We start from the raw sequence: 20,940 nt of genomic DNA on the forward strand, positions 1-20,940 counted from the left end.
TGCATGCCATCCTCGCCCGCTAACCCGACCCCGCGGAGTTCGACCTTGCATCCCCACCACGATATCGATTACGGCACGCCGCGGCGCGAGGCCGAACAAACCGTCACGCTGGAAATCGACGGCGTCGCCGTCACCGTGCCCGCCGGCACCTCGGTGATGCGCGCCGCGGTCGAGGCCGGCGTCCATGTGCCCAAGCTGTGCGCCACCGACAGCCTCGAGCCGTTCGGCTCGTGCCGGCTGTGCCTGGTCGAGATCGAAGGGCGGCGCGGCTATCCCGCGTCATGCACCACGCCCGCCGAGCCCGGCATGAAGGTGCGCACGCAGACCGGCAAGCTCGCCGAGATCCGTCGCGGCGTGATGGAACTGTATATCTCGGACCATCCGCTCGATTGCCTGACGTGCCCGACCAATGGCAACTGCGAACTGCAGGACATGGCCGGCGCGGTCGGGCTGCGCGAGGTCCGCTATGGCGACGATGGCGCCAGCCATCTCGATGCGGTCAAGGACCAGTCGAACCCGTACTTCGAGTACGACCCGTCGAAATGCATCGTCTGCAACCGCTGCGTGCGCGCCTGCGAGGAAACGCAGGGCACCTTCGCGCTGACGATCAGCGGGCGCGGCTTCGATTCGCGCGTGACGGCGGGGCAGGGCGAGTCCTTCATGGAGTCGGACTGCGTGTCGTGCGGCGCCTGCGTGCAGGCCTGTCCGACCGCGACGCTGACCGAGACCTCGCTGATCCGCATGGGCCAGCCCGAGCACAGCGTGGTGACCACCTGTGCCTACTGCGGCGTCGGCTGCGCCTTCAAGGCGGAGATGAAGGGCAACGAGGTGGTGCGCATGGTGCCGTACAAGGACGGCCAGGCCAACGAGGGCCATGCCTGCGTCAAGGGCCGCTTTGCCTGGGGCTACGCCACGCACCAGGACCGCATCCTGAAGCCGATGATCCGCGCCAGCATCCAGGACCCGTGGCGCGAGGTGTCATGGGAGGAGGCGATCGGCTACGCCGCCGCGCAGTTCCGCCGCATCCAGCAAAAGCATGGCCGCGACGCGGTCGGCGGCATCGTGTCGTCGCGCTGTACCAACGAGGAAGGCTATCTGGTGCAGAAGCTGGTGCGCGCGGCCTTCGGCAACAACAACGTCGACACCTGCGCGCGCGTCTGCCACTCGCCGACGGGCTATGGCCTGAAGCAGACCCTCGGCGAGTCGGCCGGCACGCAGACCTTCCGTTCGGTCGAGCGCTCCGACGTGATCCTGGTGATCGGCGCCAATCCGACCGACGGCCATCCGGTATTCGGCTCGCGGCTGAAGAAGCGGCTGCGCGCCGGCGCCCGCCTGATCGTGATCGATCCGCGCCGCATCGATCTGGTCAGGTCGCCGCACGTGCGTGCCGACTACCATCTGCAGCTGCGCCCCGGCAGCAATGTCGCGGTGCTGACCGCGATGGCGCATGTGATCGTCACCGAGGGGCTGCTGGCCGAGGACTTCATCGCCGAGCGCTGCGAATCGAGGGCGTTCGGCCTGTGGCGCGAATTCGTCGCGCGGCCCGAGAACTCGCCCGAGGCGATGGCCGAGGTCACCGGCGTGCCGGCCGAGCAGCTGCGCGGCGCCGCGCGCCTGTACGCGACCGGCGGCAATGCCGCGATCTACTACGGGCTGGGCGTCACCGAGCACGCTCAAGGTTCGACCGCGGTGATGGCGATCGCCAACCTGGCGATGGCGACCGGCAATATCGGCCGCGAGGGCGTCGGCGTCAATCCGCTGCGCGGGCAGAACAATGTGCAGGGGTCCTGCGATATCGGATCGTTCCCGCACGAGCTGCCGGGCTACCGGCATGTGTCCGACTCGACCACGCGCGGCCTGTTCGAGCAGGCGTGGAACGTCGAGATCAGCCCGGAGCCGGGCCTGCGCATTCCCAATATGTTCGAGGCCGCGCTGGGCGGCAGCTTCAAGGGCCTGTACTGCCAGGGCGAGGACATCGTCCAGTCCGATCCGAACACGCAGCACGTGGCCGAGGCGCTGTCGTCGATGGAATGCATCGTGGTGCAGGACATCTTCCTGAACGAGACCGCCAAATACGCGCACGTGTTCCTGCCCGGCTCGTCCTTCCTCGAAAAGGACGGCACCTTCACCAACGCGGAGCGCCGTATCTCGCGCGTGCGCAAGGTGATGCCGCCCAGGGCCGGCTATGCCGACTGGGAGGTCACGATGCTGCTGTCGAACGCGCTCGGCTATTCGATGGACTATCGTCATCCGTCCGAGATCATGGACGAGATCGCGCGGCTGACGCCGACGTTCGCCGGCGTCAGCTACGCGAAGCTCGACGAGCTCGGCAGCATCCAGTGGCCGTGCAATGCGCAGGCGCCGGCCGGCACGCCGATCATGCACGTCGACACCTTCGTGCGCGGCAAGGGCAAGTTCATCATCACGCAGTTCGTGCCGACCGAGGAAAAGGTCAACCGGCGCTTCCCGCTGATCCTGACCACCGGCCGCATCCTGTCGCAGTACAACGTCGGCGCGCAGACGCGGCGCACCGACAACGTGCGCTGGCACGACGAGGACCGGCTCGAGATCCATCCGCACGATGCGCAGGAGCGCGGCATCGCCGACGGCGACTGGGTCGGCATCGTCAGCCGCGCCGGCGAGACGGTGCTGCGCGCGCTGGTCAGCGAGCGCATGCAGCCGGGCGTGGTCTACACGACGTTCCACTTCCCCGAGTCCGGCGCCAACGTGATCACCACCGACAACTCGGACTGGGCCACCAACTGCCCCGAGTACAAGGTCACCGCGGTGCAGGTGCTGCCGGTCGCGCAGCCGTCCGAATGGCAGTGGCGCTATCGGGATTTCCATGACGAGCAGTTGCGGCTGTTGCGGGCGGCGAATGCGGTGGCGGAGGACGAGAAGGCGGAGGCCGGCCATGCTGGTCTGTGAGCGCGGCGTGGTCGCGCGCAATGAGTCCGGTCCGTACCGCGCCGATCGGTACGATGCCGGTCCAAACGAGGCCTGTCCATACGAGCGCGACGGCGATCCGCCGATGCCGTACGCCACGGTCGAGGTCGCGCGCTGCGAAGGCGGGGGCGGCGACATGGCGCTCGCCTTCGACGATGTCGCCGAAGAAGTTCCTGTCGCGCTCGAATACAACGGCATCTCGCACGCGGTGATGCTGGCCACGCCGGCCGATCTCGAGGATTTCGCGGTCGGCTTCAGCCTGACCGAAGGCATCGTCGCGAACGCGCGCGACGTGTTCGAGATCGACACGCAGGTCGGCGGGCAGGGGATCGCGGTGCAGTTGCGCATTGCCGGCGATGCCTTCGCGCGGATGAAGACGCGGCGTCGCGCGATGACGGGCCGCACCGGCTGCGGGCTGTGCGGCGTCGAATCGCTGTCGCAGGTGGCGCGCATGCCGGCGCCGGTCGCGAGCACCGCGCGCTTCGATGGCGCGAGCCTGCATGCCGGTTTTGCCGAGCTGCAGCAGCGCCAGGCGCTGCTGCGCCATACCGGCGCGACTCACGCGGCCGGCTGGCTGCGCGCCGATGGCACCGTGGCCTTCGTGCGGGAGGACGTCGGCCGCCACAACGCGCTCGACAAGCTGATCGGCGCGCTGGCGCGCAGCGGCGAGCCGGTCGCCGACGGCGCGGCGCTGGTCACCAGCCGCGCCAGCTACGAGATGGTGCTCAAGGCCGCCAGCGCCGGCATCGGGATACTGGCCGCCGTCTCGGGACCCACCGCGATGGCGGTCCGGCTGGCCGAACAGGCCGGCGTCACGCTGGCCGGGTTCGTGCGCCCCGGCCGCCATGTCGTCTACACCCATTCCGCGCGGCTGCTGCCGCCACGCTGCTGATCATGAACCTCGACAACCTGGTCAAGATGGCCAACCAGATCGGAACCTTCTTCGCCGCGATGCCCGACCGTGACGAGGCGCTGGCCGACATTGCCACCCACCTGCGCCGCTTCTGGGCACCACCGATGCGCCGAGCCTTGCTCGAGGGCGTCGACAACGGCCAGGCGGAGGCGGTCGCGCCAATCGTGCGCGCGGCGCTGGAGCGGCATCGGGAGCGGCTGTAAGGCGTTGCCCCGCGCAGTGCACCGGGATGCGGTCAGCCCATCAAGCGCGAGGCCGCTACGCCGCCTTGGCCTTGCGCGGCGCGACTTCGGAACGAATGGCGTCGCCGACCTGCTGTTCGGCGGTCTTGAGATCGTAGGCCTGCTGAAGGTTCAACCAGGTTTCGGCGTCACCACCAAAATAGCGCGCCAAACGCAGAGCGATCTCGCTGGCCACGCCGGCATCGCCCCGGACGATCGCGTCGATCTGCGCGGTGTCGATATGCAATTCCTTCGCCAGTTCCGCGATCGATAGATCGAGCGGCACCAGATACTCCTCGCGCAGGATCTCGCCCGGATGAACCGGGCGCATGCCGTTGTGAAAACGCGCCATAGCGAACTCCTCGCCAACGTTGTTGTTGAACTCAATCATGGTAGTCCACAATTTCTACGCACTGTGGACCTTCGGAGGTCCAGAGGAAACAAATCCGCCATTGGGCGTTCACCCTGATGCTGTACTGGCCCCGTCGATTGCCCGAGAGGATTTCCAGCCGATTGCCTGGCGGAGCCATTAACGAGGCCAGTGTGGTGGCGGACTCCAACATCTGCAGTTTGCGTTCCGCAACTGCGTGGATGTTGGTAAAACGTGCAACGCGCTTGCCTCCAAAGAGGGCTCGCGTGTCCATGCATCGGAATGATTGGATCATTGGCGCGCTCACAATCGACGTCATGTCGAGCGCGCAGCGTATCTAGATCCGTATCGCCGGTCCTTCCGAATCCGGCGACTCTATAGGATCTCAGACTAGCCCACCATAGTAGTGAGATTCGAGGACACCGACGATGAAGAGTCCTACTTCACCCGCTGCAGAATCTCCAAAATCACCAGCGTAAAAATCGTCGCGAGCAGCGCAGTCGCTTCGCGGCCCATGCCGGCGGCGACGCCGATGGCGGACACCATCCAGATGCTGGCGGCGGTGGTCAGGCCCTTGATGCTCTCTTCGCTATTGAGCTTGATGATGGCGCCGGCGCCGAGGAAGCCGATACCCGAGGCGATGCCCTGCAGCACGCGGCTCATGTCGGCCAGCGGCACGCCGGCCTGCAGCGGCACCAGCACGAACATCGCGGAGCCCAGCGCGACCAGCATATGGGTGCGCAAGCCGGCGGCCTTGCCGGCGGCTTCACGTTCGTAGCCGATCATTGCGCCGAGCAGCATCGCCATGCCGAGCCGGACCACGACCCGGGTCGCTTCCTCGATGTCGGGAATGTCGGCGAACTCCGTCCGCAGCGCGCTCAGCATATCTGACCAGATGCCATCCATCGTTGCCTCCCCGAGAGTCCGCCGTCGTGGCGTGGTGCGGGTTCGGCGCAGGCGGAACCCGGCTGCCAGCAGGCTAGCATGGAGACGCGGGGCGGGGCAGTCGGTTCGGCACTGACATGGCCCGGCCGAACGGGGCCTGTCGATGGGGGGCTAACGCAGCCGCAGCGGCTCGAGCAGCGCGGCGTCGTACTGGTGCCGGTCGATGCGGCCCAGTTCCAGCATCCGCAGCAGGATATAGGCTTGCCGCTGGCGTGCGCGGCGAGGATTGACGACCGGGTTGTTGGCCGACGGCGCCTTCGGCAGGCCGGCCAGCATCGCCGACTCGGCCAGCGTCAGGTCTGCGAGGGGCTTGCCGAAATAGGTGCGCGCGGCCTGCGCGAAGCCGTACGCCCCTTCGCCGAGATAGACCTTGTTCATGTACAGCTCGAGGATCTCGTCCTTGCTGAACGCGCCCTCGATGCGGTAGGCCAGCAGCGCCTCGTACAGCTTGCGGGTATAGGTCTTTTCGCGCGACAGGAAGAAATTGCGCGCGACCTGCATCGTGATGGTCGACGCGCCCTGCGACAGGTCGTCGGACAGATTGGCCAGGCCCGCACGGATCACGCCGACGTAGTCGATGCCGTCATGCAGATAGAAGCGTTCGTCTTCGATCGCGACCACCGCTTGCGTCAGCGCGGGCGGCATCTTGTCCAGCGGCACGTAGCCGGCCGAGTGGCGGAACGCCGCGATGGCGTCGAGCGGGGGCAGTTGCCGGCTGGCGACCACCACTGCAAGCGTGGCCAGCAGCGCGCAGGTTGCCAGCACGAGGACGAACAAGCCGAGGAGGTGCGACCAGAGACGATTCATGGGCCGCTATTTTGCCAGTGTTGGGTGGCAGAGCCGTGATGGCGGGATTGGGCCGTATCGGTGAGGGGCACGCCGTTTGCCCTCTCCCCCAGCCGCTCTCCCGCGAGCGGGAGAGGGGAGCGGGATGCCGCAAGCGCGTTCGCGATCGCTGTGGCGCCCGCTTGCCGGTGGTGTTCTCCCTCTCCCGCTTGCAGGAGAGCGGAGCGTGTCGTCGCGGATTGGAGCGACGACGTGTGGAGCTTGCCCGTGGTGTTCTCCTCTCCCGCCTGCGGGAGAGGGCCGGGGAGAGGGCACACGGCCCCCGATCGACCCGTCACCGCTTCAACAGCGCCGCCAGCAGATCCGACTGCGTGATCAGCCCGAGCAGTCGCCGTTGCTCGTCGACCACCGGCATCAGGTGCCAGCCGCCGTCGGACATCGCGCCGGCCAGCTCGACGATGGGCTGGTCGGGGCGCGCGGTCGGCAGCTCGGTCAGCATCGCGTCGCGCACCAGGCCATCGGGACGGCGTTGACCCTTGGCGGGGTCGCCGGCGAACAGGTCCGGCAGCGCGACCAGGCCGACCAGCCGGCGCTGCCGCGGCGACACCACCGGCAGCGCCTGCAGCCGGTGGCGCGTCAGCAGCGTCCAGGCCTCGCTGAGGCGCTGGTCGGCGTGGACCGCCACCACATCGCGCGACATGATGTCGCCGCAGCGGATGTCGCCGAAGCGGCGTCCGAACGCGCGCAGCTCGGCCGCGACCAGGATCTCTTCGAGGTCGTCGCGGTCGACGTCGAGGAATTCGCCGCGCGCCGCCAGCACGTCGTCGAGGTCCGCGCGCGTGAAGCCGACGCGCTGGCCCGGGGGCGGATCGCTGGTGCCATGTCCAGGCACCGGGGGCGGTGGCCGATGCGGATAGCGGCGGCCGGTCAGGTTGTTGAACGACAGCGCGATCAGCAGCATCAGCATCGAATTGAGCGCGACCGGGAACAGCACGAAGGCATAGCCGAGCTTGGCGACCGCCGGGCCGCCGAACACCGCCGTGATCGCGACCGCGCCGGCCGGCGGATGCACGCAGTGCAGATGGAACATCAGCCCGATCGCCACCGCCACCGCGACGGCCGCGGCCAGCCCCGGGTCCGGAATCCAGCGCGCGCAGGTCACGCCCACCAGCGCCGCCAGCAGGTTCCCGCCGATCACCGACCACGGCTGCGCCAACGGGCTCGACGGCACGGCGAACAGCAGCACCGCCGAGGCGCCCATCGGCGCGATGAACCAGGGGTTGTGCCCGCCCAGCATATGCCGGCTGATCCACTCGGTGCAGGCCAGCGCGAACAGCGCGCCGAGGCAGCTCTTGATCCGTTCGCGGCTGCTTGCCGCCACCGGCATCGGGACAAAGGCGGCCAGCCAGCCGCGCCAGCGCAACCGGACTTCGCCGGCCAGGGCAAGGAGAGGAGAGGTTCGGGAGGACATGAAGACGCCGGCGCGTGCCGCGACGCAGCAAAAAAAGCGCCGCGCAAAAAAGCCGTCAATGTATCACGTGATGACATACCTTGCCGGCGGCGCCCCGCGCCAGGGCCCGGGCCGGGGGGCGGCGCGGTAACATAGCGCCGTTCCGACACCGATACGCCGCCCCGTGGCGGCGCCATGCCTCATGCTCGAACTTCAGGGCGCGATCTGGTTTCGCGCCGGCAGCCAGGACCTCGGCGGCAAGGACCGCATCGCGCTGCTCGCCGCGATCGCCGAACATGGCTCGATCACCGCGGCCGCCAAGGCGGTCGGGCTCAGTTACAAGGCGGCGTGGGACGCGGTCGATGCGATGAACAACAGCGCCGGCGAGCCGCTGGTGGTGCGCGCCGCCGGCGGCAAGGGCGGCGGCGGCACGATGCTGACGCCGCGCGGCGAAGGGCTGGTGCGCACCTATCGCGCGCTCGAGGCCGAGCACCGCGCCTTCGTCGCGCAGCTGTCGCGCGTCAGCGAGCAGCTCGACGCGACGGCGGCCGACGCGCTGCAACACGATATCCATCTGATCCGGCGACTGATGATCAAGACCAGTGCACGCAACCGGCTGTTCGGCACCGTGACCCGGGTGCGGACCGGCGCGGTCAACGACGAGGTCACGCTGGCGCTGGCCGGCGGGCAACAGGTGGTTGCCACGGTCACGCACGAGAGCGTCGAGACGCTGGGCCTGGCGCCGGGCAGCGAGGCGTTCGCGCTGGTCAAGGCCTCATCGGTGATGATCGGCGTGCCGTCGCCCGGCCTGCGGCTGTCCGCGCGCAATCAGCTGCCAGGCACGGTGGCGCGCATCGTGCCCGGGGCAGTCAATGCAGAGGTCGTGCTGGCGCTCGATGGCGGCGCGACGATCGCGGCCATCGTCACCCATGCCGGGCTCGACGAGCTTGGCCTGACCGAGGGCGCGCCGGCGCTGGCGATCTTCAAGGCGTCGAGCGTGATCCTGGGGACGATGGACTGAGGCCAACGGCTTTGCTCCGCTCGCCCCCGTGAAGGGGGAGGGGGGAACACCGCGGGGCGTGGTCAAGCGCGGGGCACGCCGATTTGGACAGGCGGGCTATCGTCCCGCCGCCCCATAAATCCGCCCATCGCGGATCTCCATCACATGGTCGGCCAAGGCCGCGACATCGTCGGGATCGTGCGAGATCACCAGCATCGGCACTTCCAGGCTCGTCTGCAGCGCGCGCAGTTCGGCCCGCATGCGGGCACGCAGCGCCGGATCGAGGGCCGAGAACGGTTCGTCGAGCAGCACGATATCGGGCCGGGTCGCCAGCGCCCGGGCCAGCGCCACGCGCTGCTTCTGGCCCCCGGAAATCTCCGCCGGATAGTGGCCGCGAATCTCCTGCAGGCCGAAGGCGTCGAGCCAGCGTTCGGCATCGTCGTGGCTCTTGCCGCGCGGCGGATTGCGCCAGCCGCGCGCGAGCCCGAAGGCCACGTTCTGCGCGACGGTCAGATGCGGGAACAGCGCGTAGTCCTGGAACAGATAGGCGACGCGCCGTTGCTGCGGCGGCACGTCGATCCCCGTCGCTGCGTCGAACAGCGTGCGCTCGCCGAGCACGATGCGTCCGCGCTCGGGCCGCAGCAAACCGGCGATCGCGCGCAGCGTCAGCGTCTTGCCGGCGCCCGAGGGACCGAACAGCGCGATGCGGCGGCTGGCGGACGAGAAGCCGATATCGAGCGCGAAATGCCGGTCGGCGGTATCGAGCCGCTTGCTGACCTGGACCTGCAGCGTCATGGGGTTCGCAGAAGGATTCACAGCCGGGGGCGCAGGCAGCGGGACAGGCATGGCGTCGTCCATTCGGCGATTCAGCGCACCGGCTGCCGCGTGCCCGGCACCAGGCGGCCGGCGATGACCAGCAGCACCACGCAGGTCAGCGAGGTCACCAGCACCAGCAGGTTGGCGGTATTGTCATCGCCGGCCTGCACCGCCTCGTAGATTGCCACCGACAGCGTCTGTGTGCGGCCGGGCAGATTGCCTGCGACCATCAGCGTCGCGCCGAACTCGCCGAGTGCGCGAGCGAAGGCAAGCAGTACGCCGGCGGCGATGCCGCGCACCGCCAGCGGCAGCGTCACGCGAAAGACGATGCCGATCTCGCTGACGCCGAGCACGCGTGCGGCATGCTCGAGCTGCGGGTCGACGCCCTCGATCGCCGCGCGCGCGGACTTGAGCACCAGCGGAAAGGCGACGATGGTCGCGGCCAGCACCGCGCCCTGCCAGGTGAAGACCAGCTCGATGCCCAGCGACGACAGCCATTCGCCGAACACGCCGCGGCGTCCGACCAGCACCAGCAGGTAATAGCCGAGCACGGTCGGCGGCAGCACCAGCGGCAGCGTCAGCACGGCGTCGACCAGATCGCGCAGCGGCGAGCGCCAGCGCGACAGCGCCACCGCGGCGGCAACGCCAAGTACCGCATTGATCGCGGTGGCCCAGCCCGCGACCTTCAGCGACAGTGCCAGCGGGACCCAGACCGATTCCATCGACGGACAGGCGATGCCGCGTTCAGCGCGTCCGGAAGCCGTGGCGCGCGAGCAGCGCCTGGCCTTCGGCGGACAACACGAAGTCGACGAAGCGGGCAGCCTCGTCCTTCTGGCGCGAGCGGGCGGTCACGGCGATCGGATAGGTGACCGCGGTACGCGTCGGCACCTGCGCGACGACGCGGACCCTCGATGGCATCACGGCCGCATCGGTGGCGAAGACGAAGCCTGCATCGACTTCGCCGCGCGCCACATAGTCGAGCGCCTGCCGCACGTTCTGCGCGGGCACGCCCTTGGCCGAGACGGCCTGCCACAGCCGCGCATCCTCCAGCGCATCGCGCGTATAGCGGCCAACCGGCACCGAGGCCGGGTTGCCGAAGGCCACGCGCCGCACGTCGTCGCGCAGCAGGTCGCGCGGCGAGGCGAGCTTCAGCGCGCTGTCGGCCGGCTCGATCAGCACCAGCGCATTGGCGGCGAAGTCGCGGCGCGAGCCCGGCACGATCATGTGTTCGGCCTGCGCCTTGTCCATCGCCTGCTGGTCCGCCGAGGCAAACACGTCGGCCGGCGCACCCTGCACGATCTGCTGCATCAGCACATCCGAGGCGCCGAAATTGAGTACGAGCTTCGTTCCGGGATGCGCCTGCTCATAGGCGGCGGCGACGGCGCGGAAGGCATTGGTCAGGCTCGCCGCTGCCGAGACCACCAGTTCGGCGGCCGCCGCCGGCCGGAGCGGCAGCATCGCCAGCATGGCCAGTGCCGCCGCGGCGAAGGTGCCGGGCAGGCGCGAGCGCGCGCGCCGCGGGGCGATGGCAAGGGCGGGAGAACGGCGAGCAGGCATGGCAGCTGGTTCCGGGATGCCGGGATTCAGGATTCGGTAAGGACAGCGCGCCGCCCATGGAAGGCGCGCGCCGCGACGAAGGGGCGCCGCAGGGGGACACCCGAGTCACATCGAGCGCAATATACGGCGGTATATAACGACGCGTCAATGGACCCTGGCGCAGGGCAGCCGATACCGGCGATACCCTCAGGGCACCTCGGGCACCAGCAGATCTTCGAGGAAGTAGGCCGCCAGTTCGTGCCGGCCGCGCAGGCCGGCCTTGGCGTAGATGTTGGTCGCGTGCTGGCGTACGGTCTTCGGCTTGCTGTCGCGCACGCCGGCGATCTCTTCGAGGGACAGCCCCTTGATCAGCAGGTAGGCGACCTCGCGCTCGCTGACGGTCAGGTTCCAGCGGTCGAACTGGCTGCTGATCGCATGCCGCATCTGCAGGCCGGCCTGATGGGCGGCCGCGTCGCGTTGCGCCAGCGTCCGCTCGGCCTCGCCCAGCGAGGCGCGCAGCTGGCGGATCTCCTGGTCGGTGCGCAGCCGCTCGCGCGCCAGCACGAACACGCCGGCCAGCGTGATCGAGGTGCCGATGGAATCCACGATGACGTGCTGCAGGCCTTCGGCCTCGTTGTAGTCGAACACCAGGTCGAAGCAGGCGTACAGCGCGATAAAGACGAACAGGTAGAGAAAATGCCGTGGCATGGCTGGCGCGAGGGCAAGGCGTGGTAGCGGAAATCGCGCGGCGCGGCGTTCGCAAGGAACGCCGCGCCGCGGCTTGTGACAGGGCAGGCCCGTCGGGGACGCTTACAGGATCGGCGTCAGCACTTTGCCGGTATCGAGGAAGGCGCGCAGATTGTCGAGCATCAGCGCCTGCATCGCGCCGCGCGTCTCGACCGTGCCGCTGGCCATATGCGGGGCCAGCACGACGTTGTCCAGTTCGGTCAGCGCGGGCGGCACGCGCGGCTCGTCACGGAACACGTCGAGCCCGGCGGCGCCGAGGCGGCCATCGCGCAGCGCTTCGACCATCGCGTCCTCGTCGATCACGCTGCCGCGCGCGACATTGACCAGCACGCCCTTCGGCCCGAGCGCCTCGATGACCTGGCGCGACACCAGCCCTTCGGTTTCCGGGCCGCCGACGCAGGTCACGACCAGGAAGTCCGCCCACGCGGCCAGTGCCAGCAGGTCGGGCTCATGGCGCCAAGGTGCGCCCTCGCGCGGACGCCGGTTGTTGTAGGCGACTTCCATGTCGAAACCCTGCGCGCGCCGCGCGACCTTCTCGCCGATGCGGCCCAGGCCCAGGATGCCCAGGCGCTTGCCGGACACACGGCTGGTCAGCGGGAACGGGCCCTGGTGCCAGCGGCCGGCGCGCACGAAACGGTCGCCGTGCGAGATGCCGCGGGCGGCATCGATCATCAGGCCGAAGGCGAGGTCCGCCACGCAATCGTTGAGCACGTCCGGCGTGTTGCTGACCTGGATGCCGCGCGCGCGGGCCGCGTCCAGCGCGATGCTGTCGTAGCCGACGCCGAAGCTGACGATCGCCGCCAGTTGCGGCAGTGCGTCGATGACCGCGGCGCTGCAGCCGTGCCGAGCCGAGGTCACGACCACGCGTGCCTGCGCGCCGTGCTCGCGCAGCCAGGCGGGCCAGTCGTCCTGCTCCCACAGCGCGGCCGCGCCGTGTTGTTGCTGCAGCGTGGCGTTCAGGTGCGGCGCGAGCGGGCCGATCTGGATCAGGTCGATGGCAGGCATAGTCAGCTTCTTGTTAAGGGCAAGGCGGGAAAAAGACAGCAAAGTGTATCCTGCCGGACGGCGTCTTGTCCGTGCCGGCGGTCGCTGGGTACGGCCACGATGTCGTTCCGGCGAAGGCGGCAATCCAGCGTCTTCAAGAGCCACTGGGTCCCCGCGTTCGCGGGAACGACGACGTTTTTCGACCTCGCCAATCTGGAATCCGAACACCATGCCCACCGTCTACCTCGCCGGCCCCGATGTGTTTCGCCCCGATGCGTTGGCCCATGGCCAGACGCTGAAGGCACTGTGCGCGCAGCACGGCTTTACCGGCCTGTTTCCGCTGGACCATCAGCTGCCGGCCGGCCTCGCCGGCGAGGCGGCGGCGCGCTGGATCTACCAGGCCAATGCCGCGCTGATCCGCCGCGCCGATCTGGTGATGGCCAACCTGGACGACTTTCGCGGGCCGGGAGAGCCGGATTCCGGCACGGCCTTCGAGGTGGGCTTTGCGGTGGCGCTGGGCAAGCCCGTGTGGGCCTATACCGGCGATCCGGGCACCATCGTCGAGCGCGCCACGGCAGGTCATGACGCCGAAGGCAGGCCGCTCGACGCGCGCGGCTTTCATGTCGAGGATTTCGGGCTCGGCAAGAACCTGATGCTGGCCTGCTCGGTGCAGCTGGTGCAGGGCGGGCCCGCGCAGTGCCTGGCGGCAATGGCGGCGGCGGGCGCCGGCGCCCAGGACTGAAGGCGCGGAAGTCTTAAGGCCGGCGGCCGACCGTCGCCGGCTCCGTCCGCAACGATTCCACGCCGGCGGCGATCTGCGTGGCGGTATCGGCCACCACCTGCCGCATCGCCGCGACCACGCCGGCAACATCGTCGCCGCTGCCGGTGGCGGGCAGTTCCGCCTGCGTGCGGCCGGCCAGCGTGCGGCCATCGGGCAGGCGGCGCACGGTCCAGTTGACTGTCGCGCCAACGCGCGCGCCCGGCTGCGCATCGAGCCGCACCACCTCGGTGGTGATCCGGTACAGCGGCTGCACGCCGCTCAATCCCTGCTGATAGACGTCGACCGCGCCCAGCACGATCTGCAGGCGCTGCGACAGCGCATCGCGCCATTCGTCGGGCAGCGGCGCCGACCAGCGCGCCATGTCGAGCGGCGTCACGCGGCCATCCGGTCCGCCGATCACGATCTGCTGGCGATTGAGCCGTTCGGGCACGCGCGCCGGCGCCACCTCGATCCACAGTGGCTGGCTGGCGGTGCCTGTCCCCACACCTGTGCCGTTGCCCGTGCCGGCGCTGGTGCCTGTGCCCGTGCCCGTGCCCGTGGGCGAGGTGGTGCCGCTGAGTACCGTGGTGGCGGGCAATGCAGCGCCGGCCGCAGCGGCGTCGCCGCCGTGCGCCAGGGTGTAATAGCGCGGCTCCGACGACGACGCGCAGCCGCCGAGCACCAGCGTGCCGGCGCAGGCCGTGGCGAACATCGCGGCGCGCAGCCGGCGGGACAGGATTAGCGGGCCCTTCATCGTTGAGTCTCCGTCTTGCCGCGCAGCAGCGCTTCGGGATGGCGTTCGAGATAGTCGGTCAGCGTGCGCAGCGAGATCGCGGTGCGCGTCAGTTCCTGCAGCATGCGGCGCGTGTCCTGCTGCAGCGGCGCGTCGGACGACAGCGTGCCGTTGGCCGACTGGATCGTGCGGCGTGCGTCCTGCAGGGCCGCCAGCACTTCCGGCGCGACGTCGCCCTGCAGCTGCGCGACCAGCTTGTCGGCGCCGGCCAGCGTGGTGTTCAGCTGCGCCACGGTCTTGCGCAGATCCTGACCGATCTGGTCGAACGGCACCTTCTCGATCTTGCCGACGATGCTGCCCAGCTTGGCCTGCAGTTCGTCAAGCGCGCCCGGCATGGTCGGCAGCTCGGCCAGTGCCGTATCGGCCGGCGGCTTGACCGGCTTGGCGTTGGGGAAGAAGTCGAGCGCCACATACAGCTGGCCGGTCAGCAGGTTGCCGGTGCGCAGCTGCGCGCGCAGGCCGCGCTCGATCAGCCCCAGCATCAGCTGGCGCGCACGTTCGCGGTCGGCCAGGTCGCGCTCGCGGAAGCCCATCCGCGACGGATAGAGCTCGACCACGACCGGCAGCCGGAACGACTTGGTCTCGCGCACGTAGTCGATGCCGATCGACCGTACCTGCCCGACCACCACGCCGCGGAAGTCCACCGGCGCGCCCGGGGCGAGGCCCCGCACCGATTGCTCGAAGTTCAGCACCGCCAGCGTCGGCGCCAGCTCCTCCGGCTCCTTCATCGCGTCGGCCTGGTCGCCGGCCAGCAGGAACTGCGTGTTCTCCTTGGCGGCCTCGGTGACGTGCGAGTTGGGCGGCGCCTGGAAGGCGACCCCGCCCAGCAGCATCGTCACCAGCGACTGCGTATTGAGCTTGAAGCCGCCCGCATCGAGCTTCAGGTCGACGCCGCTGGCGTGCCAGAAGCGCGTGTCCGCGGTGACCAGTTCGTCGTAGGGCTTGTTGATGAAGACCCGCAGCGTGATGTCGCGACCGGCCGGTTCGAGCTGATAGGCGACCACCTGTCCGACCTGCACGCGCCGGTAGTACACCGGCGAGCCGATGTCGAGCGAGCCGAGGTCGGCGGCCCGCAGCACGAACTGCTTGCCGGACGAGTCGGTGGTGACGACCGGCGGCGTTTCCAGGCCGACGAACTCTCTCTGGGTTTCCTCGGACTTGCCGGCATCGACGCCGACATAGGAGCCGGACAGCAGCGTCTCCAGTCCCGACACGCCGCTGACGGCCAGCCGCGGGCGCACCACCCAGAAGCGCGTGTCCTTGACGGCGAAGTTCTCCGCGTCCTTGGACAGGTCGATGGTCGCGACCACATGCGAGCGGTCCGGCGCCAGCCGCACCTGCTTGACCAGGCCGATATCGACGTCCTTGTAGCGCACCGGCGTCTTGCCCGGCGCCAGCCCTTCGGCGGTGCGGAAGGTCACCTGGATCTCGGGGCCGCGCTGCGACAGCGTATGGAACAGCAGCGACAGCCCGACCACGGCGGCGACGATGGGAATCAGCCAGACCACCGACGGCAGCCAGCGCGCGCGGCGCCGGCGCGCCGGCTCCGGAGGCTGCGGCGGCTGCGGCGGAGGAGGGGAGGAGAGGTTGTCCGGATCGGGCATCGATAAAAGTCCAGCGTACGTCGGTGTTCGGTATCGGTATTCGGTTTCGGGAATCGGTTCGGGCGGCTGCCCCGGTCTCCGCGTCTGCGCCGGCGCTCAGTCGGCCCGTGCCGGGGCGGGGGCAGCGCCGGCGGGCGCGTTCAGGCGCGCGTGATCGTCAGCGTGATCGTGCGCATCCCACAGCAGCCGCGGGTCGAACGACAGCGAGGCCAGCATCGTCAGCACCACCACCATGCCGAACGCCGCCGCGCCGGTGCCCGGGTCGACCTGCGCCAGCGCGCCGGCGCGCACCAGCGAGGCCAGCAGCGCCACCACGAAGATATCGAGCATCGACCAGCGGCCGATCAGCTCGACCAGCCCATAGAGCCTGGTCTGCTGCCGCAGCCGCCAGGTCGAGCGCAGATGCACCGACAGCAGCAGGAAGGTCAGGATCATCATCTTCAGCAGCGGCACCACGATGCTGGCGATCAGCACCACGATGGCGAGCATGCGCGAGCCCGACAGCCACAGATAGATGATCCCCGACAGGATCGTGTCCTCCTGCGTGCCGAGGATCGAGCGGGTGATCATGATCGGCAGCACGTTGGCCGGAATGTACAGAATGTAGGCCGCCAGCAGAAAGGCCCAGGTGCGCGACAGGCTGGCCGGCTTGCGATGATGCAGCGTCGCGCCGCAGCGGCGGCACGGCTGCCCTTCCTGGTCCAGCGGACTGAGCGCGTCGCAGGCGTGGCAGGACAGCAGGCCCATCGACGTCGCGGTGGGCACCTCCGGCAGCGGCGTGCGTTCGTCGTCGTCGGCCAGCTCCTGCACCACGCCGGCGACCACCTCGCGCGAGCGGCGCAGCGCGCGCTGGCGCGCCGAGGGTTTGGGATCGGCGGGGCTCATCGCTGGCCGGCCTCCTGGCGCCGTTCGGCATGGCGCCACAGGTCGCGCGGATCGTAGGTCAGCATCGTCGCCAGCACGATCACCAGCGCGCCGAACGACCACAGCGCGATGCCGGGCAGCACCTGCGCCATCGTCGACAGCTTCACCAGCGTGACCAGCACGCCCATCATGAAGACCTCGAGCATGCCCCAGGGGCGGGTCTGGCGGATGCCGCGCATGATCCGTTCGAAGCCGGGTGGCACGTTGCCGCGCATCAGCGGGACCAGCAGATAGGCCATCATCAGCATTTCTGTCAGCGGGAACACGATGGTGGTCGCGAACACCAGCAGCGCCACCAGCGTCATGTTGTCGGCATGCAGCGCCTGCACCGCGCCCCACAGCGTGGTCTGGGTGCGCACGCCTTGCAGGTCCATCTCGACGATCGGATAGGCGTTGGACACGACGAACAGGATCAGCGCGGTCAGCACCAGCGGCAGCAGCCGCCGGTAGGCGCGCCGGCTCTCGTGGTACAGCTCGCCGCCGCAGCGCAGGCACTGGGCGCGCTCGCCAGGGCCGAGCACCAGGCGGCGGTAGACCGCGTCGCAATACTCGCAGGCCACCAGCCGGTCCAGCTCCGCGCGGTCGGTGACGGCCGGGCCCGGCGGGACCCGCTCCATCGACTTCTCAACCGGATTGCCGGACGTCATTCGAACAGATCTCCAACGACCCGCCCGGGGGGCGGGAAACACGTCAATATATCGGAATTTGGTGGTGCGGCTTTTGAATCACTGCTTGTGGGGGGATGGGCGGCGGGGGAGAGGGCAAGCGGCATTCGCCATCCCGACCGCTTCCGGACGCCCTCACAGCTTGTACGTCGACAGCAGGATGCTCGTCTCCGTCGCCGCGATCCCCTCGATCAGCCGGATGCGGTCCAGCGTCCGGTCGAACGCCTCCAGCGTGTCGGCGCGCAGCTCCGCGATGATGTCCCAGCGCCCATTGGTCGTATGCAGCGTCTGCACGTTCGGCTCGCCCCGCAGCGCCTGCAGCACCTTGCCGATGCGGTTGCCTTCCACCGCAATCGTCGTCAGTGCCCGAATGCGATGCGGCTCCGCTTCGGGCTTGAGCCGCACGGTATAGCCGACGATCACGCCGGCCTCCTGCAGCTTGTCGATCCGGTTCTGCACGGTGGCGCGCGACAGCCGCAGCGCCTTGGCCAGCGCGGTGGTCGGGGTGCGCGCATTGTCGCGCAGCAGCGCCAGCAACTGGCGGTCGATGTCGTCCATGGCGGCTCGCTGAGGATGCGGGAACAGGGAGTTGGCATAACGCCAGCCCGTGCCGGCATTCTGTCATGGTCACCGCGCTTTTTGCGCAGTTTGTGCGCTATCCGCTGGCGTCCATGTGCACCACAATCCATTTCGACAGCAACTGACAACAACCCGAAATGGAAGGAGCGCGGCGTGATCACCGAACCCACCATCCTGCTTGTCGAGCCGACCCACTACGACGTGTCGTACAGCATCAATCCGTGGATGGACCCGCTGCGCTGGGCCGCCGATCCCCATGGCATGCACCGGGGCGCGCTGCGGGCGTTCGCCGAGCTGCGTGACGCGCTGCAAGCGGCGGGCTTCGGGCTCGAGATCGTGGCGGGCGAGCCCGGACTGCCCGACATGGTGTTTCCGGCCAATGCCGCGGTGGTGCTCGACGGGCGCGCGCTGCTGGCGCGCTTCCGCTACCCGCAGCGGCAGGGCGAGGAAGCGCCGTTCGCCCGGATCTTCGCCGAACTGCGCGAGCGCGGCCTGCTCGACGACGTCGCGACGCTCGCCAACGGCTGCTACCAGGAGGGCGCAGGCGACTGCATCTGGGATGCGGTGCGCGGCCACTTCTGGGCCGGCTTCGGGCCGCGTTCGGCACGCTGCGCAGCCGATGCGGTCGGTGCCTATTTCGGCCGCGAAGTCGTTGCGCTGGAACTGGCCACCGCGCAGAGCTACCACCTGGACGTCTGCTTCTGCCCGCTGGCCGGTGGCGAGATCCTGTACTACCCGCCGGCCTTCACCGAGGCCGCGCTGCGCGAGCTGCACGCGCGCGTGCCCCCCAGCCAGCGCATCGAGGCCAGCGCCGACGACCTGCGGCATTTCAGCGTCAACGCCGTCAATCTGCACGACCGCATCGTGATGGCGCGCACCACGCCGCGGCTGCGCGACGCCCTTGGCAAGCGCGGCTATCGCGTGCACGAGGTCGATCTCGCGCCGTTCATGCTGTCGGGCGGCGGCGCCTACTGCATGACGCTGCGGCTCGATCGCAGCACCAGCATGCGGCAAGGGAGCGGCATGGCCGGCGACGAAGCAGCCGGCGGGCAGCCCGCCGTCGCGGCGGCCTGACGCGCGAACACCGCTTCAGACGAGACGAAGAGGAGACGACGATGAAGGAGACCGCGATGACCCGTTTCCTGGACGCGACCGCGGTGGCGGCGCTGGTGCGCAGCATCGGCGTGCCGACAGCACTGCGGCAGCTGGCCGAACACGTGCGGCAGGACTTCCTGCGCTGGCACCGCTTCGAGAAGTCCGCTCGTCTCGCCAGCCATTCCGCGGTGGGCGTGATCGAGCTGATGCCGGTCACTGACGGCGAGCAGTACGCCTTCAAGTACGTCAACGGCCATCCACGCAACGCCGCGCATGCGATGCCGACCGTGATGGCGTTCGGCGCGCTGGCCGAGGTGTCGACCGGTTTTCCGGTGCTGCTGGCCGACATGACGCTGGCCACCGCGCTGCGCACCGCGGCAACCTCGGCGGTGGCAGCCAGGGCGATGGCACCGCACGGCACCACGACGATGGCGCTGATCGGCAACGGCGCGCAGGCCGAATTCCAGGTGCTGGCCTTCCACGCGATGCTCGGCGTGCGCGAGATCCGCGCCTACGACGTCGATCCGGCGGCGACCGCCAAGCTGCAACGCAACCTGGCGGGCCTGACCGATTCCGGCGCGCTGCGCATCCTTCCAATGGCGTCGGTCGACGAGGCACTGGCCGGCGCGCACATTGTCTCGACCGTGACTGCCGACAAGACCCGCGCGACGATCGTTCGCGACGAGCAGATCGCCCCGGGCGTGCATATCAACGCGGTAGGCGGCGACTGCCCCGGCAAGACCGAGCTCGACCCGTCGCTGCTGCGGCGCGCGCGCGTTGCGGTGGAATACGAGCCGCAGTCTCGGCTCGAAGGCGAGATCCAGCAGATGCCGGCCGATTTCCCGGTCATCGAACTGTGGCGCATATTGAGCGGCGAGGTCCCGGGCCGCACTGCGGTCGAGGACGTCACGCTGTTCGATTCGGTCGGTTTCGCGCTGGAAGACTATTCGACGCTGCGCTGGCTGCATGCCGCCGCCTGCGCGCGCCATGCGGGGCGCTTCGTCGAGCTGGTGGCGACGCCGGACGATACGCGCGATCTGTACGGCTGGCTGATGCGGCAGGATGAGATCGAAGGCGGCCGAAGAGTGGCCGCCTAAACCCACACCGCCGGATGGCGCATCAATCGCTGCACCCGCACGAAGGCCTCGACTTCCTCGTCGGTGGGCGCCTTCAGGAACACCATGATGCCCCAGCGCTGCAAGGTCTCGGCCATGGCGCGCGCGGCCTCGTCGGGCGCGACGACGGCGAACAGCACGTGGCGTGCGGTGCAGAACGATTGCAGCTTCTCGAGCGGCTCGAGGTCGCTTTCGCGCAGGCGCTCGACCTGGCACAGCACCAGCGTCGGATGGGAATCGCCGGCGCCCATATAGGTGATCAGGGTCGCCTTGCCGCGCGTCAGCACGGTCCTCTCGAACGGCGACCGGGCATTTGTCGCTCCGGCACAGGATCTGGGATCGGGCTTCATGGCGGGGCTTCCTGGCAGTAAGTGCCGGACCCAGGTCGACGGACATCGCCCGCGTGTTCCGGCGCGCCGTAATGGGCGGCGCTTTTGCCGGGAGTATGGGGAGCCGCCGGGAGCGACGTCTGTTGGATAGGCGACATAGGCCGGGGCCGTTTTCCCGAAAGGAACACAGCGTCGGTCTGGCCGCTGCTCGGTCGTTACATTGCCCCCAGTGCTGATATGCGCCGGGCCTACCGAGGGAGGATTGACTCGTCTTGTTGCCGGAGGATCGCCTAATAAGTCACAAATTTCCGGGGCGTTGTCTGAAGTTGGCAACGTGATCGCGAATTTATGCTGTTACTTTC

General features: G+C 69.1%; 23 protein-coding genes. 7 read left to right on the forward strand and 16 right to left on the reverse strand.

The features are described from left to right. The first annotated feature begins 3 nt into the window (after nucleotides 1-3). The 3 genes from fdhF to F7Q96_RS07040 all read left to right on the forward strand — a co-directional run bounded on the left by fdhF (nucleotide 4) and on the right by F7Q96_RS07040 (nucleotide 4,062). Nucleotides 4-2,928: a formate dehydrogenase subunit alpha gene (fdhF, locus tag F7Q96_RS07030; protein WP_144425824.1), complete on the forward strand. Its 2,925-nt coding sequence runs from the start codon at nucleotides 4-6 to the stop codon at nucleotides 2,926-2,928. A gap of 103 nt (nucleotides 2,929-3,031) precedes the next feature. Next, the gene (gene fdhD, locus F7Q96_RS07035) at nucleotides 3,032-3,838 is read left to right on the forward strand and encodes a formate dehydrogenase accessory sulfurtransferase FdhD (protein ID WP_053823171.1); all 807 of its coding nucleotides are present in this window, start codon (nucleotides 3,032-3,034) and stop codon (nucleotides 3,836-3,838) included. 2 nt (nucleotides 3,839-3,840) lie between these two features. Beyond that, nucleotides 3,841-4,062: a formate dehydrogenase subunit delta gene (locus tag F7Q96_RS07040; RefSeq protein WP_053822308.1), complete on the forward strand. Its 222-nt coding sequence runs from the start codon at nucleotides 3,841-3,843 to the stop codon at nucleotides 4,060-4,062. A 55-nt stretch (nucleotides 4,063-4,117) separates the two neighbouring features. Here the strand turns inward: F7Q96_RS07040 and F7Q96_RS07045 are convergent, their stop codons facing one another. From F7Q96_RS07045 to F7Q96_RS07065, 5 genes are all read right to left on the reverse strand, one after another. Continuing rightward, nucleotides 4,118-4,471 (reverse strand): HigA family addiction module antitoxin, encoded by a 354-nt coding sequence (locus tag F7Q96_RS07045; protein WP_269465298.1) that lies wholly within the window; start codon nucleotides 4,469-4,471, stop codon nucleotides 4,118-4,120. Continuing rightward, nucleotides 4,464-4,745 carry a type II toxin-antitoxin system RelE/ParE family toxin gene (locus F7Q96_RS07050; protein ID WP_151022310.1) on the reverse strand — a complete coding sequence of 94 codons (282 nt, stop codon included), beginning with the start codon at nucleotides 4,743-4,745 and terminating at the stop codon, nucleotides 4,464-4,466. The genes F7Q96_RS07045 and F7Q96_RS07050 overlap by 8 nt, the downstream gene beginning before the upstream one ends. Before the next feature lie 143 nt (nucleotides 4,746-4,888). Then, a complete protein-coding gene (locus tag F7Q96_RS07055; RefSeq protein ID WP_053822307.1) occupies nucleotides 4,889-5,356 on the reverse strand; it encodes an MgtC/SapB family protein in 468 nt (155 codons plus the stop codon). A 150-nt stretch (nucleotides 5,357-5,506) separates the two neighbouring features. Continuing rightward, on the reverse strand, nucleotides 5,507-6,202 hold the full coding sequence (locus tag F7Q96_RS07060; RefSeq protein ID WP_151022298.1) for a transglycosylase domain-containing protein: 696 nt from the start codon (nucleotides 6,200-6,202) through the stop codon (nucleotides 5,507-5,509). Between the two features lie 313 nt (nucleotides 6,203-6,515). Beyond that, a complete protein-coding gene (locus F7Q96_RS07065; RefSeq protein WP_053822306.1) occupies nucleotides 6,516-7,652 on the reverse strand; it encodes an HPP family protein in 1,137 nt (378 codons plus the stop codon). A gap of 181 nt (nucleotides 7,653-7,833) precedes the next feature. Between F7Q96_RS07065 and F7Q96_RS07070 the strand changes: the two genes are divergently transcribed. Further along, nucleotides 7,834-8,652 (forward strand): TOBE domain-containing protein, encoded by an 819-nt coding sequence (locus tag F7Q96_RS07070; RefSeq protein ID WP_053822305.1) that lies wholly within the window; start codon nucleotides 7,834-7,836, stop codon nucleotides 8,650-8,652. Between the two features lie 96 nt (nucleotides 8,653-8,748). Here F7Q96_RS07070 and F7Q96_RS07075 read toward each other — a convergent pair whose 3' ends face one another. From F7Q96_RS07075 to F7Q96_RS07095, 5 genes are all read right to left on the reverse strand, one after another. Next, nucleotides 8,749-9,426 carry a sulfate/molybdate ABC transporter ATP-binding protein gene (locus tag F7Q96_RS07075; RefSeq protein ID WP_053822304.1) on the reverse strand — a complete coding sequence of 226 codons (678 nt, stop codon included), beginning with the start codon at nucleotides 9,424-9,426 and terminating at the stop codon, nucleotides 8,749-8,751. A 71-nt stretch (nucleotides 9,427-9,497) separates the two neighbouring features. Next, a complete protein-coding gene (gene modB, locus F7Q96_RS07080; protein ID WP_053822303.1) occupies nucleotides 9,498-10,169 on the reverse strand; it encodes a molybdate ABC transporter permease subunit in 672 nt (223 codons plus the stop codon). A gap of 22 nt (nucleotides 10,170-10,191) precedes the next feature. Then, the gene (gene modA, locus F7Q96_RS07085) at nucleotides 10,192-11,004 is read right to left on the reverse strand and encodes a molybdate ABC transporter substrate-binding protein (protein ID WP_170265945.1); all 813 of its coding nucleotides are present in this window, start codon (nucleotides 11,002-11,004) and stop codon (nucleotides 10,192-10,194) included. 186 nt (nucleotides 11,005-11,190) lie between these two features. Then, complete coding sequence (locus F7Q96_RS07090; protein ID WP_053822302.1) at nucleotides 11,191-11,691, reverse strand: helix-turn-helix transcriptional regulator; 501 nt, start codon at nucleotides 11,689-11,691, stop codon at nucleotides 11,191-11,193. Between the two features lie 102 nt (nucleotides 11,692-11,793). After that, nucleotides 11,794-12,735 (reverse strand): 2-hydroxyacid dehydrogenase, encoded by a 942-nt coding sequence (locus F7Q96_RS07095; RefSeq protein ID WP_053822301.1) that lies wholly within the window; start codon nucleotides 12,733-12,735, stop codon nucleotides 11,794-11,796. 208 nt (nucleotides 12,736-12,943) lie between these two features. Between F7Q96_RS07095 and F7Q96_RS07100 the strand changes: the two genes are divergently transcribed. Continuing rightward, nucleotides 12,944-13,456 (forward strand): nucleoside 2-deoxyribosyltransferase, encoded by a 513-nt coding sequence (locus F7Q96_RS07100; protein ID WP_053822300.1) that lies wholly within the window; start codon nucleotides 12,944-12,946, stop codon nucleotides 13,454-13,456. Nucleotides 13,457-13,469: 13 nt separating this feature from the next. Here the strand turns inward: F7Q96_RS07100 and F7Q96_RS07105 are convergent, their stop codons facing one another. The 5 genes from F7Q96_RS07105 to F7Q96_RS07125 form a co-directional block, all read right to left on the reverse strand. After that, nucleotides 13,470-14,228: a PqiC family protein gene (locus F7Q96_RS07105; protein WP_390885695.1), complete on the reverse strand. Its 759-nt coding sequence runs from the start codon at nucleotides 14,226-14,228 to the stop codon at nucleotides 13,470-13,472. Next, nucleotides 14,225-15,871: a PqiB family protein gene (locus F7Q96_RS07110; protein WP_053822299.1), complete on the reverse strand. Its 1,647-nt coding sequence runs from the start codon at nucleotides 15,869-15,871 to the stop codon at nucleotides 14,225-14,227. The genes F7Q96_RS07105 and F7Q96_RS07110 overlap by 4 nt, the downstream gene beginning before the upstream one ends. 96 nt (nucleotides 15,872-15,967) lie before the next feature. Continuing rightward, entirely contained in the window at nucleotides 15,968-16,756 is a 789-nt protein-coding gene (locus F7Q96_RS07115; RefSeq protein ID WP_151022300.1) for a paraquat-inducible protein A, read from the reverse strand. After that, nucleotides 16,753-17,412 carry a paraquat-inducible protein A gene (locus F7Q96_RS07120; RefSeq protein WP_053823167.1) on the reverse strand — a complete coding sequence of 220 codons (660 nt, stop codon included), beginning with the start codon at nucleotides 17,410-17,412 and terminating at the stop codon, nucleotides 16,753-16,755. Before F7Q96_RS07120 ends, F7Q96_RS07115 begins: the two co-directional genes overlap by 4 nt. 183 nt (nucleotides 17,413-17,595) lie before the next feature. Beyond that, complete coding sequence (locus F7Q96_RS07125; RefSeq protein WP_053822298.1) at nucleotides 17,596-18,018, reverse strand: Lrp/AsnC family transcriptional regulator; 423 nt, start codon at nucleotides 18,016-18,018, stop codon at nucleotides 17,596-17,598. Nucleotides 18,019-18,192: 174 nt separating this feature from the next. Between F7Q96_RS07125 and F7Q96_RS07130 the strand changes: the two genes are divergently transcribed. Further along, entirely contained in the window at nucleotides 18,193-19,113 is a 921-nt protein-coding gene (locus tag F7Q96_RS07130) for a dimethylarginine dimethylaminohydrolase family protein (protein ID WP_053822297.1), read from the forward strand. 41 nt (nucleotides 19,114-19,154) lie between these two features. After that, nucleotides 19,155-20,231 carry an ornithine cyclodeaminase gene (locus F7Q96_RS07135; RefSeq protein ID WP_053822296.1) on the forward strand — a complete coding sequence of 359 codons (1,077 nt, stop codon included), beginning with the start codon at nucleotides 19,155-19,157 and terminating at the stop codon, nucleotides 20,229-20,231. Here F7Q96_RS07135 and F7Q96_RS07140 read toward each other — a convergent pair. After that, nucleotides 20,228-20,536: a hypothetical protein gene (locus tag F7Q96_RS07140; RefSeq protein WP_053822295.1), complete on the reverse strand. Its 309-nt coding sequence runs from the start codon at nucleotides 20,534-20,536 to the stop codon at nucleotides 20,228-20,230. The two genes, F7Q96_RS07135 and F7Q96_RS07140, sit on opposite strands and share 4 nt — an antisense overlap. Between the last annotated feature and the right edge of the window lie 404 nt (nucleotides 20,537-20,940).

It is taken from the genome of Cupriavidus gilardii, assembly GCF_008801915.1.
GTDB classification, from domain to species: domain Bacteria; phylum Pseudomonadota; class Gammaproteobacteria; order Burkholderiales; family Burkholderiaceae; genus Cupriavidus; species Cupriavidus gilardii.